Origin of the sequence: Xanthomonas sp. 3498, assembly GCF_014199795.1 — a bacterium.
Taxonomy (GTDB): domain Bacteria; phylum Pseudomonadota; class Gammaproteobacteria; order Xanthomonadales; family Xanthomonadaceae; genus Xanthomonas_A; species Xanthomonas_A rydalmerensis.
In genome coordinates this window covers 236548-250894 of record NZ_JACHOH010000006.1, presented here as the reverse complement: position 1 = coordinate 250894, position 14347 = coordinate 236548, and the positions used below count along the sequence as shown (strand labels likewise).

Here is a 14347-nt window from a genome sequence, read left to right as displayed (position 1 = left end):
GCCTCAGAGCACCCGCAGGTCCAACGACGTTGCCGACGCCGCCGGTACCGGCAACGCATCGCCGAACAGGTCGTGCTCGTCGCTGTCGGTGATCTCCACCTGCACCAGGTCGCCCGGCTTCAGCCCCAGCTCGCCGCCGTTCTGGATATGCACCAGGCCGTCGATCTCCGGCGCATCGGCCTTGGAGCGCGCCACCGCGATGCCGTCCTCCAGCAGGTCGACCAGGCACTCCTGCACGCTGCCGATCTTGGCTTCCAGGCGCGCGGCGGAAATTGCCGCCTGCCGCTCCATGAAGCGCGCCAGCCGCTCCTGCTTGAGTGCTTCCGGCACCGGATCCGGCAACGCGTTGGCGCTGGCGCCGTCCACCGGCGAATAGGCGAAGGCGCCGACGCGATCGAGCTGCGCGGCGTCGAGGAACTCCAGCAACTGCTCGAACTCGGCGTCGGTCTCGCCGGGGAAACCGACGATGAAGGTCGAACGCAGGGTGATCTCCGGGCACAGCGCGCGCCAGCGCTGCACGCGCTCCAGGGTGCGTTCGACCGCGCCGGGCCGCTTCATCAGCTTGAGGATGCGCGGGCTGGCGTGCTGGAACGGGATGTCCAGGTACGGCAGCAGCTTGCCCTCGGCCATCAGCGGGATCACGTCGTCCACGTGCGGGTACGGATACACGTAGTGCAGGCGCGCCCACGCGCCCAGTTCGGAGAGGCCCTCGCACAGCGCCTTCATCCGCGTCTGGTAGGCGCGGCCACGCCACTCGCGCTCGGCGTACTTCAGGTCCACGCCGTAGGCCGAAGTGTCCTGCGACACCACCAGCAACTCGCGCACCCCGCCCTTGACCAGGCGTTCGGCCTCGCGCAGCACCTCGTCGACCGGGCGCGACACCAGGTCGCCGCGCATCGACGGAATGATGCAGAAGCTGCAACGGTGATTGCAGCCTTCGGAGATCTTCAGATAGGCGTAATGCCGCGGCGTCAGCTTGACGCCGATGTCGTCTTCGTTGCTGCCGCGGCCGCGCGGCAGCAGGTCCACGAACGGATCGTGGCGCGGCGGCAGCGCCGCATGCACCGCTTCCATCACGCTCTGGTAGTCCTGCGGGCCGGACACCGCCAGCACGTCCGGATAGGCCGCACGGATCTGCTCCGAGCGCTTGCCCAGGCAACCGGTGACGATGACCTTGCCGTTCTCGGCCATGGCTTCGCCGATCGCCTCCATCGACTCGGCCACCGCCGAATCGATGAAACCGCAGGTATTGACCACCACCACGTCGGCCGCGTCGTAGCTGGGCACGATCGCATAGCCCTCCACGCGCAGCTGGGTGAGGATGCGTTCGGAATCGACAAGGGCCTTCGGGCAGCCGAGGCTGACGAAGCCGACTTTGGGGGTCGCAAGAGACATTGGGGCCGGGGTCCGGGGGCCTGGGAGAAAAACAGCGCGCGAAGTATACCGGGCCGTGGCCGCCGGCGCGGCCGAGGCCCGGTGTGCGCCCGCTCACCCCGGCTTAGCCCGGGCGATGGATAATCGGCCGCTTCCCCCACCCCACAGGACGCCGCTCATGGGCCACTGGACCACACTCGACACCGCTCACGGCCAGGTTTCCGCCTGGCACGCCCTGCCCGAAGGCACGCCGCGCGGCGGCCTGGTCGTCATCCAGGAGATCTTCGGGGTGACCGACTACATCCGCGAGGTCGCCGACCGCTACGCCGCGCACGGCTACGAAGTGCTGGCGCCGGCGCTGTTCGATCCGGTCGAGAAGGACGCGCAACTGGCGTACGACCAGGACGGCGTGCGCAAGGGCCTGGAACTGGTCGGTGCGCTCGGCTTCGACCGCGCCCTGGACATCGTGCAGGCGGCCGCGCAGGCGCTGGCGCCGGCCGGCAAGGTCGGCACCCTGGGCTACTGCTGGGGCGGCAGCGTCGCGCTGCTGGCGGCGCTGCGCCTGGGCCTGCCTTCGGTGAGCTACTACGGCGGCCGCAACACCCAGTTCCTGGACGAGACGCCGAAGGCGCCGGTGCTGTTCCACTTCGGCGCGCAGGACGGCAGCATCCCGGCCGACTCGATCCAGCAGCACCGCGAAAAGCTGCCGCAGATGCAGACCTTCGTGTACCCGGCCGGCCACGGCTTCGACCGCCACGTCGACCCGAACCACTACGACGCCGACAGCGCCGAGCTCGCCCGCGAACGCAGCCTGGCGTTCCTCGCCGAGCACCTGGGCTGAGCCGCGGCATGGCCGAGTTCGTCCTGGACCCGCGGCTGCAGGCCGACAGCGCGTTCGTCGCCGACGGGCCGCTGTCGCAGGTGCGGCTGATGGACGACGCACGCTTCCCCTGGCTGCTGCTGGTGCCGCGGGTGGCCGCGGCCAGCGAGTGGATCGACCTGGACGGCGGCCAGCAGCGCCTGCTGCTGGCCGAGATCAACCAACTCTCGCAACTGCTGCGCCAGGAACCGGGCGTGCACAAGCTCAACATCGGCGCGCTGGGCAACGTGGTGCAGCAACTGCACGTGCACGTGCTGGGACGGCATCCCGGCGATGCCGCCTGGCCCGGCCCGGTGTGGGGCAGCGGCACGGCACAGCGGCTGCCGGCCGAGGAACTGCAGGCGCGTGTTGCGGCATGGCGCCAGCGGCTACGATAGGCGCCCTTTTTGCGGAAGCCGCGCCTCCATGAAATCCAATGTGATCGCCGCCATCGTGCTGATCGTGATCGGCCTGGTGTTCCTGGCCAACAACCTGGGCTGGACCAACCTGAGCCTGGGCCGGCTGATCGCCACCTGGTGGCCGGCGATCCTGGTCGCGGTCGGCGTCGGCATGTTGTTCGGCCGCGGCAAGTAGGTGGGGCCGGGATTGGGGATTTGGGAGTGGGGATTCGCTAGGGCGATTCCCCACTCCAGCCGCTGTGCCGCGCGCGGCTTTCGCGAGCGCCTCCGCTTGGCGCGAGGCGCGTTGTCGCGACCGCGGGCTCAGCGGCGGACGTTGACCACGCGGGTGCCGGCGATCAGGTCGTGCAGGCAGCGCTTGTCCTGGCGGAAGATGAACAGCGCGTCCACCAGGGCGTAGATGCCGCCCACGATCGGCACCAGCGAGATCGCCTGGGTCGGCAGATAGCGCAGCGCGATCAGGCGCCAGAACGGCGGCTGCCCACCCTCCAGGTCGGCGATGCGGATCCACAGCAGCTTCTTGCCCCAGGTCTGCCCGCTCTTGGCCAGCGGGTAGCCCTGCACCAGCAGGAAGATCAGCATGCCCAGCACGCCATAGCCGAGCGTGGTCAGAAACGACACCTGTACGCCGCTGCGCGCGGCCTCCATGACCTTGCCGAAGTAGCCGGTCAGTGCCGCCACCGGCAGGAACGTCGCCAGCGAGATCACGCCGTCGATCAGCGCCGCGCCGAGGCGCTCGCCGCGGCCGGCGAGGACCTCGCCGTCGGCGGCGCCGGGCAGCGCGGGCGGCAACGCCGCGTCGGGGGCCTGGTAGGGATTGGGGTCGTTCATTGCGCGCTCCTTGTGCTGTCGGAAAACGGGGTTGGAAAGGTCAGGTCTTGGGCAGGGTCACGCCGGTCTGGCCCTGGTACTTGCCGCCGCGATCCTTGTAGCTGGTCTCGCAGACGTCGTCGGCATCGGACTGGAAGAACAACATCTGCGCCACGCCTTCGTTGGCGTAGATGCGCGCCGGCAGCGGCGTGGTGTTGCTGAATTCCAGGGTCACGTGCCCCTCCCACTCCGGTTCCAGCGGGGTGACGTTGACGATGATGCCGCAGCGCGCATAGGTGCTCTTGCCCAGGCACACCACCAGGGTGTCGCGCGGGATGCGGAAGAATTCCACCGTGCGCGCCAGCGCGAAGCTGTTGGGCGGGATGATGCACTCGTCGGCCTCGATGTCGACGAAGCTCTTGGGGTCGAAGTGCTTGGGATCGACGATGGTCGAGTTGATGTTGGTGAACACCTTGAACTCGCGCGAGCAGCGCACGTCGTAGCCGTAGCTGGAGGTGCCGTAACTGACGATACGCTGGCCGTCGACCTGCTTGACCTGGCCCGGTTCGTAGGGCGCGATCATGCCGTGCTGTTCGGACATGCGGCGGATCCAGCGGTCGCTCTTGATGCTCATGGGGCTTCCTGATGCGGTGGCGGCAGGCCGCAGCCTGCGCGCCGGGAACGCGGCCGGCAGATGCGGCCGGTCGCAATGACCGGCGATTCTAGCCGGTCGCAGGGCGTTCGCGGCAGGCGCCGCGCGCCGCTCAGCGCAATGCCGCGGAGATCGGGATGGCGGCGCGCGGGCGCTTGCGCAGTTCCTCGGTCAGGCGCTGCGCGGTGGCCAGATAGGCCTGCGCCGCAGCCGACTCAGGCGCCGCGGCCACCAGCGGAGTGCCGGCGTCGCCCTGCTCGCGGATCGCGATCGCCAGCGGCAGCGAACCCAGCAACGGCACGCCGTACTGCTGCGCCATGCGCTGGCCGCCGCCCTCGCCGAACAGATGCTCGACATGGCCGCAGTGGCTGCAGGTGTGCACCGCCATGTTCTCGACGATGCCCAGCACCGGCACCTCGACCTTCTCGAACATCTTCAACGCCTTCTTCGCATCCAGCGTGGCGATGTCCTGCGGGGTGGTGACGATCACCGCGCCGGCCACCGGGATCTTCTGCGCCAGGGTCAGCTGGATGTCGCCGGTGCCGGGCGGCAGGTCGATCAGCAGGTAGTCCAGGTCGTCCCACAGGGTGTCGGCGAACAGTTGGGTGAGCGCCGAGGTCGCCATCGGCCCGCGCCAGATCATCGGCGTGTCCTGGTCCACCAGCAGCCCGATCGACATCGCCTCGATGCCGAAGGCGCGCATCGGCTCGATGCTCTTGTCGTCCGGGCTGTCCGGGCGCCCGCTCAGGCCGAGCATGGCCGGCACGCTGGGGCCGTAGACGTCGGCATCCAGCACGCCGACGCGCGCGCCCTGGCGCTGCAGGGCCAGCGCCAGGTTCACCGCGGTGGTGGACTTGCCCACCCCGCCCTTGCCGGAGCCGACAGCGATGACGTTGCGGATGCGCGGATGCGGGGCGAGCTTGGGCTGGACGGCATGGGCGGGGAGACGCGGGCGTTCGGTCATCGGGAAACTCAATAGAGAAGCGTCGGCAGCGCACGCCAGGGGCGGGCGCGGGACGAAAAGGAAACATGGACCGCGAACGCGGCCGCGGACAGCGGCAGCGTCGCGGGCCGCACAGACACATGACTATACAAGTGTGCCGGTGCGGGGTCCCGTGCCGCGGCGACGGGAGCGCTGGCGACTTTGCGCAAATCGCGCCCGGCGTCGGCGGCAACCTGCTTTTCTCCTCTCGGCGACCCTCGCCAGGGTCACCCGCGACACGGACGCCGGGATCGAGGCGCACCACGCCGCTGCGGGACCGCCCGCAGTCCCACGCCCCAGGATGGAGAAACGTACTCACCGAAATGGTGCGCTGGTGCCTGTGCCGCGCCGGCAGGCGGTCTCTCCAGCCCAGTTGGCGCAAGCCTTCCAACGCCTGGCCGCCGCCGACGCCACGCCAGTCAGCAACCTGTACAAACAACGCCCCGTAATGGTGCAAAGCAGCGCGAAATTTGTCTACGCGGGCGCTAGGACCCGGCGTTTGCCGACGTTTCCTGCCCGATCGCCGCACTTTTCGCTTGTAGACGAAAAAAGTGACAGCCACGTACAAACTTCGTTAAGTCCGTGTTACGTTTGGGTTGGTCGCAGGATGCGACCCCACTTTCAAGGCACATGTCGCGGCACGAGGCCCCTCGCCTTATCGATTGATTTTCGGGGATAGAGAAAGATGACTGCTCGTCATACTCGTAGTTTCAAGCACAGCCACCTGAGTGCCGCACTGGCCTCCGCCATGCTTGTTCCGGCCGCGTTCGCCGCCTTCGCGCAGGACGCCACGACCGATGACAAGACCGACAAGGCGACGAATCTCGACAAGATCACCGTCACCGGCTCGCTGATTCCGCAGACCGAGATCGAGGTCGCCACTCCGGTCACCACGATCAGCGCTCAAGAGATCAAGGCGCGCGGCTTCAGCACCGTCGCCGACGTGCTGCAGAAGAGCTCGTTCGCCACCGGCGGCGTGCAGGGCGGGCAGAGCTCGGGCACCTTCACCCAGGGCGCGAAGACGGTGAGCCTGTTCGGCCTGCCGCCGGGCTACGTGAAGTACCTGATCGACGGCCGTCCGATGTCGAACTATCCGGCGCTGTACAACGGTAGCGACACGTTCAACAACATCAGCGGCATTCCGATCGACCTGGTCGACCGCATCGAAATCCTGCCGGGCGGCCAGTCGTCGCTGTACGGCTCCGACGCGATCGCCGGCGTGATCAACGTCATCCTCAAGAAGAAGATGGACGGCGCGGTGTTCAGCATCCGCGGCGGCGGCTTCTCCGAGGGCGGCGGCAGCAACTTCCGCACCACCTTCGCCGACGGCTGGACCTCGGCCGATGGGCGCACCAGCATCCTGGGCGGCGTGCAGTACGAAGAGAAGGATCCGATCTGGGCCTACCAGCGCGACCAGACCAAGCAGTTCAATACCCAGGGCACCACCCCCCAGCTGGCGAGCCGCGATTTCCTGGTCTACAGCCCGTTCACCAGCTACAAGTTCTTGGATCCAGCCAGGTGCGGCAATGTGTCCGGCCTGTTCGGCGGTACCGAGGGGTTGCAGCAGCGTCCAGGCTTCGGCGACACCTACTTCTGCGGTTCCAAGTTCACGCCGGGCTACCGCACCCTGGACAGCGGCACCAAGTCGCTGCAGGCCTATATCCATGGTACCCATGACCTGAACGACAACGTCCAGTTGTATGGCGATGTGCTCTACAGCCACGAAGAGGTCAAGTACAACTCCGGCTCCAACTACATCTGGTGGGGCACCGCCGCTGATTTCGGCTACTACTACGATCCGAAGGTGGGCGACCTACTGAACCTGCAGCGCTCGTTCGCCCCGGAAGAAATGGGCATCAACGGCATCAAGGACACGATGAGCCGCGACAAGAGCGACTCGGTGCGCGTGACCTTTGGCGCCCAGGGCCAGCTCGGCCAGTCGAACTGGGACTACGATGCCGGCGTCACCTACACCCAGTACAAGTTGGAGGAGCGCCAGCTGGTCCGCTACAAGAACGCGATCGACCAGTTCTTCGTGAACCGTGTGCTGGGTCCGCAGCTCGGCCTGGATCCGCTGTACGGCGCCTACCCGGTGTATTCGCCGAACTATGCGGCGTTCTACTCGCCGATCAGTCAGGCGGACTTCGCCAGCTTCACCGGCCAGGCCACCAACAAGAGCAAGACCTCCGACGGCATGTTCCGCGTGCAGGCCACTAATACCAAGCTGTTCAGCCTGCCCGGCGGCGACGCCGGCCTGGCCGTGGTCGGCGAATACGGCAAGCAGAAGTGGGACTACGCGCCGGATCCGGTGATCCTCAATGGCGAAGTCTGGGGCCTGACCTCGGTGGCCGGCGGCGGCCAGCGCGACCGCTACGCGCTGACCTCGGAACTGCGCATGCCGGTGTTCGATCCCCTGACCATCACCCTGTCCGGGCGCTACGACGCGTACAAGGCCAGCGGTCGCACCATCGACAAGCCGACTTACGGCATTTCGCTGGAATACCGTCCGTTCGAGACCCTGCTGCTGCGCGGCAAGTACGGCACCGCGTTCCGCGCACCGACCCTGTCCGATCTGTACCAGGGCCAGAGCGGCTACTACAACAGCGTCGTCGACTACTACCAGTGCGCGCAGCGCGGCTACCTGCCGGGCAATACCGACAACTGCCCGCAGGCGTACTCCAGCCGTCAGTTCCGCGGTACGCAGTCCGGCAGCCTGGACCTGAAGCCGATCAATGCGGATGTGTGGAGCGCCGGCTTCGTGTGGTCGCCGGTGGACCGCATGGCGCTGACCGTCGACTACCTCAACTGGGACATCAATGATGAAGTGACCCAGCAGAGCGCCGATGGCTTGAGCCTGCAAGACTACCGCTGCCGCGCCGGCATCGACGATGCCAATTCTGCACTGTGTGAGCAGACAGCGTCGCAGGTGACACGCAATGCGGCCGGCCAGATCACCAACATCTACACGCCAAAGATCAACGTCTCCAACCAGAAGCTGGAGGCGGTCACCGCCTCGTTCCGCTACGGCTACGACCTGGGCCGTTGGGGCGATCTCAGCACCATCGCCAGCTACAGCGAGAACCTGCGCCATAAGTCCGTGCGCTACAAGGGCGACACGCCGGTGGATCTGCTGAACGATCCGTACTGGAGCACCGATCCGAAGCGCAAGGCCGACGCCTCGCTGACCTGGGACATCGGCAAGTTCTCGACCACCTGGTACGCGAACTGGTTCGACAAGACTCCAAACTATGCCCCGACGGTCAGCATCAAGGGGTACGGCGCCGATGGCGCAGGCAAGCTGCCTTCGCACATCACCCATAACGCCAGTGTCACCTACAAGGCGTTCGAGGGCATGGAGCTGTCGCTGATGGTGACCAACGTGTTCAACAAGATGCCCCCGCTCGACCCGACCTACCTGGGCAGCGCGCAGTGGGCGTACAACAACTACAACTTCGACGTGTACGGCCGTGCGTACTACCTGGAAATGCGTTACTCGTTCGGCAAGTAAGCCGACGCGCAGGTAGACATGGAGCCCACCCGCAAGGGTGGGCTTTTTTTTGCCTCGCCTTCGCGGCCTGCGCAGCCGTCCAGGTCAGCGCAGACGCCAATCCCTCTTGCGCGTTAGACAAGCTCCGTAAGGCTCGCGCGGTTTGCGCACGGCAGCGTTCCGATATCGTGTCAGCCAGCACCAATCGCCCATGATGTAATCGCGCCCAGCCGATCCATCGTCGCCGACGCGGAGCATCCGCGTCGGCATCCCCTGATGGCGCACTACGTTTTATGGAGCAGCCAATGCCACGTCGCGACTTCGATCCCGCCACCTTCGCCGCGGATGGGCGGCCGGCCACGCAGGCACGGCTGTTCGACGCGGACACGCCGCCGCCGTGGCACGGCGTCGTCGCCGGCGCCGCGTTGGGCGGCGCGGTCACCGTGCTGACCTACGGCACGGATGCGATCGGCGATGGCCCGCCGCGCCATGTCCATCCGTACGACGAGACCTTCGTGGTCCTGGTCGGACGTGCGCGTTTCTTCGTCGGCGACAGCACGCTCGAGGCCGCGGCTGGAGAGGTGGTCTTCGGCCCCGCCGGCGTGCCGCACCGATTCGAGAACCTGGGTCCCGGCCGCCTGCAGACGATGGACATCCATCATTCGCCGACCTGGATTCAGACCGATCTGGACTAGGCGACGCCGGCCAGGCGCATTGCGGCAGCGTCGCCACAGTCAGGACGCAATGCAAAACGCGTATTGGTCGTCACGCGCCACGAATGCAGCGCGCGTAGGCGCGCGCGCCGGATGCGACCGCCAGCGCGACAGCTCATGGAATCGGCAGGGATCGGCCGGGCGGCTGGCCCAGCCTTTTACGGATAGAACGCCGCCAACAACGCCTTCAGTTCCTGCAGATCCTCGCCGTAGCGCTGCCAGCGGCCCATGTAGGAACGCGTCATCGACGTGCGCACCTGCACCACGCTGGCGGTGGCCACCGGCGCCTGGTTCTGCTCGAAGCTTAGGCAGGCGTCGTTCCAAGGCAAACCGCAGAAGTCCAGCAGGCGGCGCGTGGTCGGCTCCTGCGCGGTCACCAGATCCTCGTAGTCGACCTGCAGGATGCGTTGCGGCAGCACCGCGTTCCAGTGCGCCATCAGCCGGTCGAACATCAGGAAGTAGCGGCCGACGTCCATCAGGTCGAAGGAATAGTCGTAGTACGGCGAGGACAGCGCGAACAACTGGCGGAAGTTGCTCAGGCAGGTGTCCATCGGATCGCGCCGCAGGCACACGATCTTCGCCTTCGGCAGCGCGCGTGCGATGTGGCCGGCGTAGAGGAAATTGTGCGGCAGCTTGTCCACGAAGCGCGGCTTCAACGCGGTCCCAGGGCGCGTGGATTCGACGTAGCCGCGGCCGAGCGCGCGCCAGTCCAGTCCCTGCACCTGGCTCAGCGTGGCGACGTCGAGGATCTCCGGCGACGGCGTGCCGGTCAGGCGCTTGAGCACCACCGAGAAGTTCTGCAGCTCGCCCGCCGAATGCACCTGCGGATGGCTGGACAGGATACGGTCCACCAGCGTGGTGCCGCTGCGCGGCATGCCGATCACGAAGATCGGTTCCTCGCTCTCGAAACCCGCCACCGGCGCGTCGTCGGCGCGGAAGGTCCGCTGCAGGGCGTCGAACAGGCGCGCGTCGCGCTCGGAGGTGTAGCCGCGCGCACGCTTGTGCACCGACTTTCCCTGCACATAGCCGCGGAACGCCGCGCGGTAATCGCCAAGGTCCTCGTGCTCCTTGGCCAGCGCCAGGTTCAGGTACAGCACCGCGTCGGGATCGTCGCCGGCCGACGCCAGCGCGGCGTCGAGCATCTCCAGATTGTTCTCTTCCGGCGTCCACTTGCGCAGTTGCGACAGCGACAGATACACCTTCCAGTAGCGCGGCTCCAGCGCGAGGCAGGCGCGGTATTCGGCCTCGGCCTCCTGCAGCTTTCCGGAGAACAGCAGCGAGGTCCCCAGGTTGTAACGGAAGCTGGCCTGCTGCGGCGCCGCCTGCACCGCGCGCGTGAACGCCTGCAGCGAGGCGGCGTGTTCGTTGACCTGGCTGTAGACCACGCCCAGCGTGTCCAGGGTATGCGCATCGGTGGGCTGCAGCGCCATCGCGTGATCGGCGAACCGGTGCGCATCCTGCAGGAACCGCCCCATCGCCAGCACCCGCGCCAGTTGCGCCGCGTAGTCGGCGCGCTCGGGATTCAGCGTCGCCGCCTGGTGCAGATGCACGGCCGCGGCCTGCATCTGCTGCAGCTCCAGCGCCGCCACACCGGCGACGAAATGCACGCCCGGATGCTGCGGCAAGGCCTGCAGCAGCAGCTGCGCGATCCGCAGCGCCTGCGGCCAGTCGCCGCGATTGAGCGCAGCGATGGCCTGGTTGTAGAGCTGAACCTGTTCGCTCATGGATGCGCCCGATCTCCCCTGGAAGGCTGGCCGCGACGGCACGCAGGCGCGCGCGGCAGTCTCCGATTATGACCGCAGCGCAGCATTCGCGTGCATGTGCGGCGTCTCCCGCCCGCGACTGACGCATGCAGCCGCAGCGGTGCGAAACGAGACCTGCGCAGGTCCAGACACCTCACGACAGGGGTTGCGCCACACGTGGCCCAAGCGAGCGACACGCCGAGGCTCCCTTTACAGCAAGCCCGCTTCAAAAACATGTCATGTAACGAAAATTTTTCGTTACTTTTCCGATTCGTTCATGCTACGGTCAAGAAACGTGAAACGGACCTCACACTCTCTACACGTACCTGTCCAGGAAGGGACCCGGGTACCGCACATGCATCAAGGGGAAATTTGTCAATGTCAGTCAAAGCACCGACTCCCAAGCGGAGTCTTCTGGTCGTTGCTGTGTCCGCCATTCTGGCCCTGCCTGTCGCACCGGCGCTGGCGCAAACCCAGGACCCGAGCCAGGAATCTGAAACGGAACAACTGACCGAGGCCACCGGCGCCAAGGCGCATACGCTGGACAAGGTGACCGTGACCGGCTCGCGCATCCAGCGCACCGAGGTCGAGGGTCCCTCGCCCGTCACCATCATTTCCGCCACCCAGATCGAGCGCGAAGGCTTCAACACCGTCTTCGACGCGCTGAGCACGCTCACCCAGGCGTCCGGCTCCACCCAGAACGAGCTGTTCCAGGGCGGCTTCACCCCCAACGCCAGCGTGATCAACCTGCGCGGGCTCGGCCCCGGCCGCACCCTGCTGCTGATCAACGGCCGCCGCGCCGCGGACTACCCGTTGCCCTATAACGGCCAGAGCAACTTCGCCAACTTCGGCAACATCCCGGCGGCAGCGGTCGATCGCATCGAGATCCTCGCCGGCGGCGCCTCGGCCATCTACGGCTCCGACGCGGTCGCCGGCGTAGTCAACATCATCCTCAAGACCAACTACGAGGGCGACCTGGTCAAGCTGCGCGGCAGCACCCTGACCCGCGGCGGCGGCGACACGGGCGACTTCCAGTGGATCGGCGGCAAGACCGGCGACCGCTGGAGCCTGACCTACGCCTTCGAGTACACCGCTGGCGAGCCGCTGTACGGCTACCAGCGCGACTTCATGGATTCGACGCTGGACAATCCGTTGCCGCCGGACTTCGTCGGCATCCAGCCGACCGGCACCATGCGCGTGCGCCGCCGTACCGGCTCGACCACCAACTCCTACTTCGCGCCGCCGGCCGGCGCCTGCGAACAGCTGGGCGACGAGTGGGTGCGCTGGAACTACCGCAGCGCCAGCGCCGCCGGCGCCATCACCAACCTCGGCCAGGCCTGCGGCACCTTCAAGGATCCGGCCTACCAGACCATCCGCAACGAGAACAACGACCTGTCCGGCTACGCCTACGGCACCTTCGATTTCGACGGCGGCATGCAGGGCTGGGCCAGCCTGCAGGCCTGGTCGTCCGAGTCCAAGTACACCTCGGGCACCCAGTTCTGGTCCGGCCGCACCAGCGGTGCGCTGTGGTTCGATCCCGGCTTCAACGCGCTGGTCGACGCGCAGCGCGTGTTCGCCCCGCAGGAAGCCGGCGGCGTCGAGCACCTGATGGCGCGCAACAAGGAGAAGTCCTACGACTTCGCCGCCGGCCTGCGCGGCAAGTGGGGCGAGCGCTTCGACTGGGATCTGACCCTGTCGCGCGCCGAGTACAAGGTCAAGGTCGACCGGCCGCGCCTGGTGGCGTCGGCGGTCAACGATTACTTTCTCGGCCAGCAGCTGGGCACCCGCGTGGTCGGCGGCGTCTCCTATCCGGTGTATCGCCTGAACCAGCAGCGCTACTACAGCGCACTGACCCCGGACGAGTTCGCGGCGCTGAGCACCACGGTCAAGACCGACGCCAACTCGCACGTCAACCAGGGCAGCTTCGTCCTCTCCGGCGACCTGTTCGAGCTGCCGGCCGGCGCGCTGGGCTTCGCCGGCATCGTCGAAGCCTCGCAGCAGGAGTACAAGCTCAACGCCGACCCGCGCATCCTGCCCGACTACACCGGCGCCGACCGTCCGTACAACCTCACCGGCACCGGCGGCGGCGGCAAGCGCGACCGCTATGCGCTGGGCGTGGAGCTGTCGATTCCGATCCTCAGTTCGCTGAAGGCGCACCTGGCCGGACGCCTGGACAAGTACGACGACGTCACCGCGGTGGATGACGCCAAGACCTGGAACGCCGGCCTGGAATGGCGTCCACTGGACAACCTGCTGTTCCGAGGCTCCTACTCCACCAGCTTCCGCGCGCCGGACCTGCACTACGTGTTCGCCGATCGCAGCGGCACGTTCTCCAGCATCTTCGACACCCGTCGCTGCCTGGAAAGCGGCCGCGCCGCGGCGCAGTGCCCGGCCTCGGACACCACGGTGAACTACACGGCGTACGGCGTGCGTCAGGGCACCACCGACCTGTCCGAGGAAACCGGCACTTCCTGGACCGCCGGCTTCGTGTGGGACGTGATCGACGGCCTGTCGGTCACCGCCGACTACTACGACATTCGCCTGAAGAACGTGGTGGCCGACATCACCTCCACCTACATCCTCGACGGCGAAGCCGGCTGCGTGACCGGGCTGACCCGCAACCGCAACCCGTTCACCCTGGGTGCGCCGGGCTCGGCGTTCTGCAACGACATGCTGTCGCGGGTCAGCCGCCTCAGCGCGCCGGGCACGCCGAACGATGGCCAGATCACCGAGATCCGCCGCGGTCCGATCAATCGCGCCTTCCTCGGCACCAAGGGCATCGATGCGTCGCTGGACTACCGCCTCGACACCGACCGGTTGGGCGACTTCCGCTTCCAGGTGGGCTACTCGCACACCCTCGAGCAGAAGTCGGCCGAGTTCAAGGGCGACCCGGTGCTCGACTACCGCGACGACCTGGGCAACTTCGACTTCCGCAGCCGCATCCGCACCACCGCGACCTGGCAGAAGAACGACTGGCAGGCAGCGGTGTTCATGATCCGCTACGGCAGCCTGCCGAACTGGCAGGAGAGCGGCCGCATCGCGCCGTACTTCATCTGGAACGCGAACGTGGGCAAGAAGCTGACCGACAAGCTGACGGTCAACTTCTACGTCAACAACGTGTTCGACAAGACCCACCCGAAGGACAGCGGCTACAACACGTATCCGTACTTCTGGCGCGCCTACAGCCCGTATGGCCGCGAAGTGGCGGCGGAGTTCCAGTACCGCTTCCGCTGAGCCGCGCCACCCGCAAGGAAGGTCAGCGAGAGCCCGGCATCCGGGCTCTCGCTGTGTGCAATCATGCAGAGGGAT

General features: G+C 67.0%; 11 protein-coding genes. 6 read left to right on the top strand and 5 right to left on the bottom strand.

What is annotated here, in order from left to right; translation table 11 throughout:
- Positions 1-3: 3 nt before the first annotated feature.
- The gene (gene rimO / locus GGR66_RS17045) at positions 4-1395 is read right to left on the bottom strand and encodes a 30S ribosomal protein S12 methylthiotransferase RimO (protein ID WP_184449287.1); all 1392 of its coding nucleotides are present in this window, start codon (positions 1393-1395) and stop codon (positions 4-6) included.
- 157 nt (positions 1396-1552) lie between these two features.
- On the opposite strand from rimO, the gene GGR66_RS17040 reads away from it, so the two are divergent.
- From GGR66_RS17040 to GGR66_RS17030, 3 genes are read left to right on the top strand one after another with little or no spacing between them, the layout of a single operon-like run.
- Complete coding sequence (locus GGR66_RS17040) at positions 1553-2215, top strand: dienelactone hydrolase family protein (protein WP_184449285.1); 663 nt, start codon at positions 1553-1555, stop codon at positions 2213-2215.
- An 8-nt stretch (positions 2216-2223) separates the two neighbouring features.
- A complete protein-coding gene (locus GGR66_RS17035; protein ID WP_184449283.1) occupies positions 2224-2631 on the top strand; it encodes an HIT family protein in 408 nt (135 codons plus the stop codon).
- A gap of 28 nt (positions 2632-2659) precedes the next feature.
- Positions 2660-2827 carry a DUF5668 domain-containing protein gene (locus GGR66_RS17030; RefSeq protein WP_003467495.1) on the top strand — a complete coding sequence of 56 codons (168 nt, stop codon included), beginning with the start codon at positions 2660-2662 and terminating at the stop codon, positions 2825-2827.
- A gap of 128 nt (positions 2828-2955) precedes the next feature.
- Here the strand turns inward: GGR66_RS17030 and GGR66_RS17025 are convergent, their stop codons facing one another.
- The 3 genes from GGR66_RS17025 to apbC form a co-directional block, all read right to left on the bottom strand.
- A complete protein-coding gene (locus tag GGR66_RS17025) occupies positions 2956-3483 on the bottom strand; it encodes an RDD family protein (RefSeq protein ID WP_160968361.1) in 528 nt (175 codons plus the stop codon).
- A 40-nt stretch (positions 3484-3523) separates the two neighbouring features.
- A complete protein-coding gene (dcd, locus tag GGR66_RS17020; RefSeq protein WP_010340509.1) occupies positions 3524-4096 on the bottom strand; it encodes a dCTP deaminase in 573 nt (190 codons plus the stop codon).
- A 130-nt stretch (positions 4097-4226) separates the two neighbouring features.
- Positions 4227-5078: an iron-sulfur cluster carrier protein ApbC gene (gene apbC / locus GGR66_RS17015; protein WP_184449281.1), complete on the bottom strand. Its 852-nt coding sequence runs from the start codon at positions 5076-5078 to the stop codon at positions 4227-4229.
- A 766-nt stretch (positions 5079-5844) separates the two neighbouring features.
- On the opposite strand from apbC, the gene GGR66_RS17010 reads away from it, so the two are divergent.
- Both GGR66_RS17010 and GGR66_RS17005 read left to right on the top strand, forming a co-directional pair.
- Positions 5845-8604, top strand: coding sequence for a TonB-dependent receptor (locus tag GGR66_RS17010; RefSeq protein ID WP_184449279.1), 2760 nt, complete (start codon positions 5845-5847; stop codon positions 8602-8604).
- 284 nt (positions 8605-8888) lie between these two features.
- Positions 8889-9278 carry a cupin domain-containing protein gene (locus tag GGR66_RS17005; protein ID WP_184449277.1) on the top strand — a complete coding sequence of 130 codons (390 nt, stop codon included), beginning with the start codon at positions 8889-8891 and terminating at the stop codon, positions 9276-9278.
- 176 nt (positions 9279-9454) lie between these two features.
- On the opposite strand, the gene GGR66_RS17000 is transcribed toward GGR66_RS17005, so the two are convergent.
- Positions 9455-11020, bottom strand: a complete 1566-nt coding sequence (locus tag GGR66_RS17000) for a sulfotransferase (protein WP_184449275.1) — start codon at positions 11018-11020, stop codon at positions 9455-9457.
- A 444-nt stretch (positions 11021-11464) separates the two neighbouring features.
- On the opposite strand from GGR66_RS17000, the gene GGR66_RS16995 reads away from it, so the two are divergent.
- Positions 11465-14272, top strand: coding sequence for a TonB-dependent receptor (locus tag GGR66_RS16995; protein WP_184449273.1), 2808 nt, complete (start codon positions 11465-11467; stop codon positions 14270-14272).
- Positions 14273-14347: the final 75 nt, after the last annotated feature.

What these genes read in the sequence shown, in the direction of transcription:
- rimO (WP_184449287.1), bottom strand. Translation starts at nt 1,395, where the DNA reads ATGTCTCTTGCGACCCCCAAAGTCGGCTTCGTCAGCCTCGGCTGCCCG.
- GGR66_RS17040 (WP_184449285.1), top strand. Translation starts at nt 1,553, where the DNA reads ATGGGCCACTGGACCACACTCGACACCGCTCACGGCCAGGTTTCCGCC.
- GGR66_RS17035 (WP_184449283.1), top strand. Translation starts at nt 2,224, where the DNA reads ATGGCCGAGTTCGTCCTGGACCCGCGGCTGCAGGCCGACAGCGCGTTC.
- GGR66_RS17030 (WP_003467495.1), top strand. Translation starts at nt 2,660, where the DNA reads ATGAAATCCAATGTGATCGCCGCCATCGTGCTGATCGTGATCGGCCTG.
- GGR66_RS17025 (WP_160968361.1), bottom strand. Translation starts at nt 3,483, where the DNA reads ATGAACGACCCCAATCCCTACCAGGCCCCCGACGCGGCGTTGCCGCCC.
- dcd (WP_010340509.1), bottom strand. Translation starts at nt 4,096, where the DNA reads ATGAGCATCAAGAGCGACCGCTGGATCCGCCGCATGTCCGAACAGCAC.
- apbC (WP_184449281.1), bottom strand. Translation starts at nt 5,078, where the DNA reads ATGACCGAACGCCCGCGTCTCCCCGCCCATGCCGTCCAGCCCAAGCTC.
- GGR66_RS17010 (WP_184449279.1), top strand. Translation starts at nt 5,845, where the DNA reads ATGCTTGTTCCGGCCGCGTTCGCCGCCTTCGCGCAGGACGCCACGACC.
- GGR66_RS17005 (WP_184449277.1), top strand. Translation starts at nt 8,889, where the DNA reads ATGCCACGTCGCGACTTCGATCCCGCCACCTTCGCCGCGGATGGGCGG.
- GGR66_RS17000 (WP_184449275.1), bottom strand. Translation starts at nt 11,020, where the DNA reads ATGAGCGAACAGGTTCAGCTCTACAACCAGGCCATCGCTGCGCTCAAT.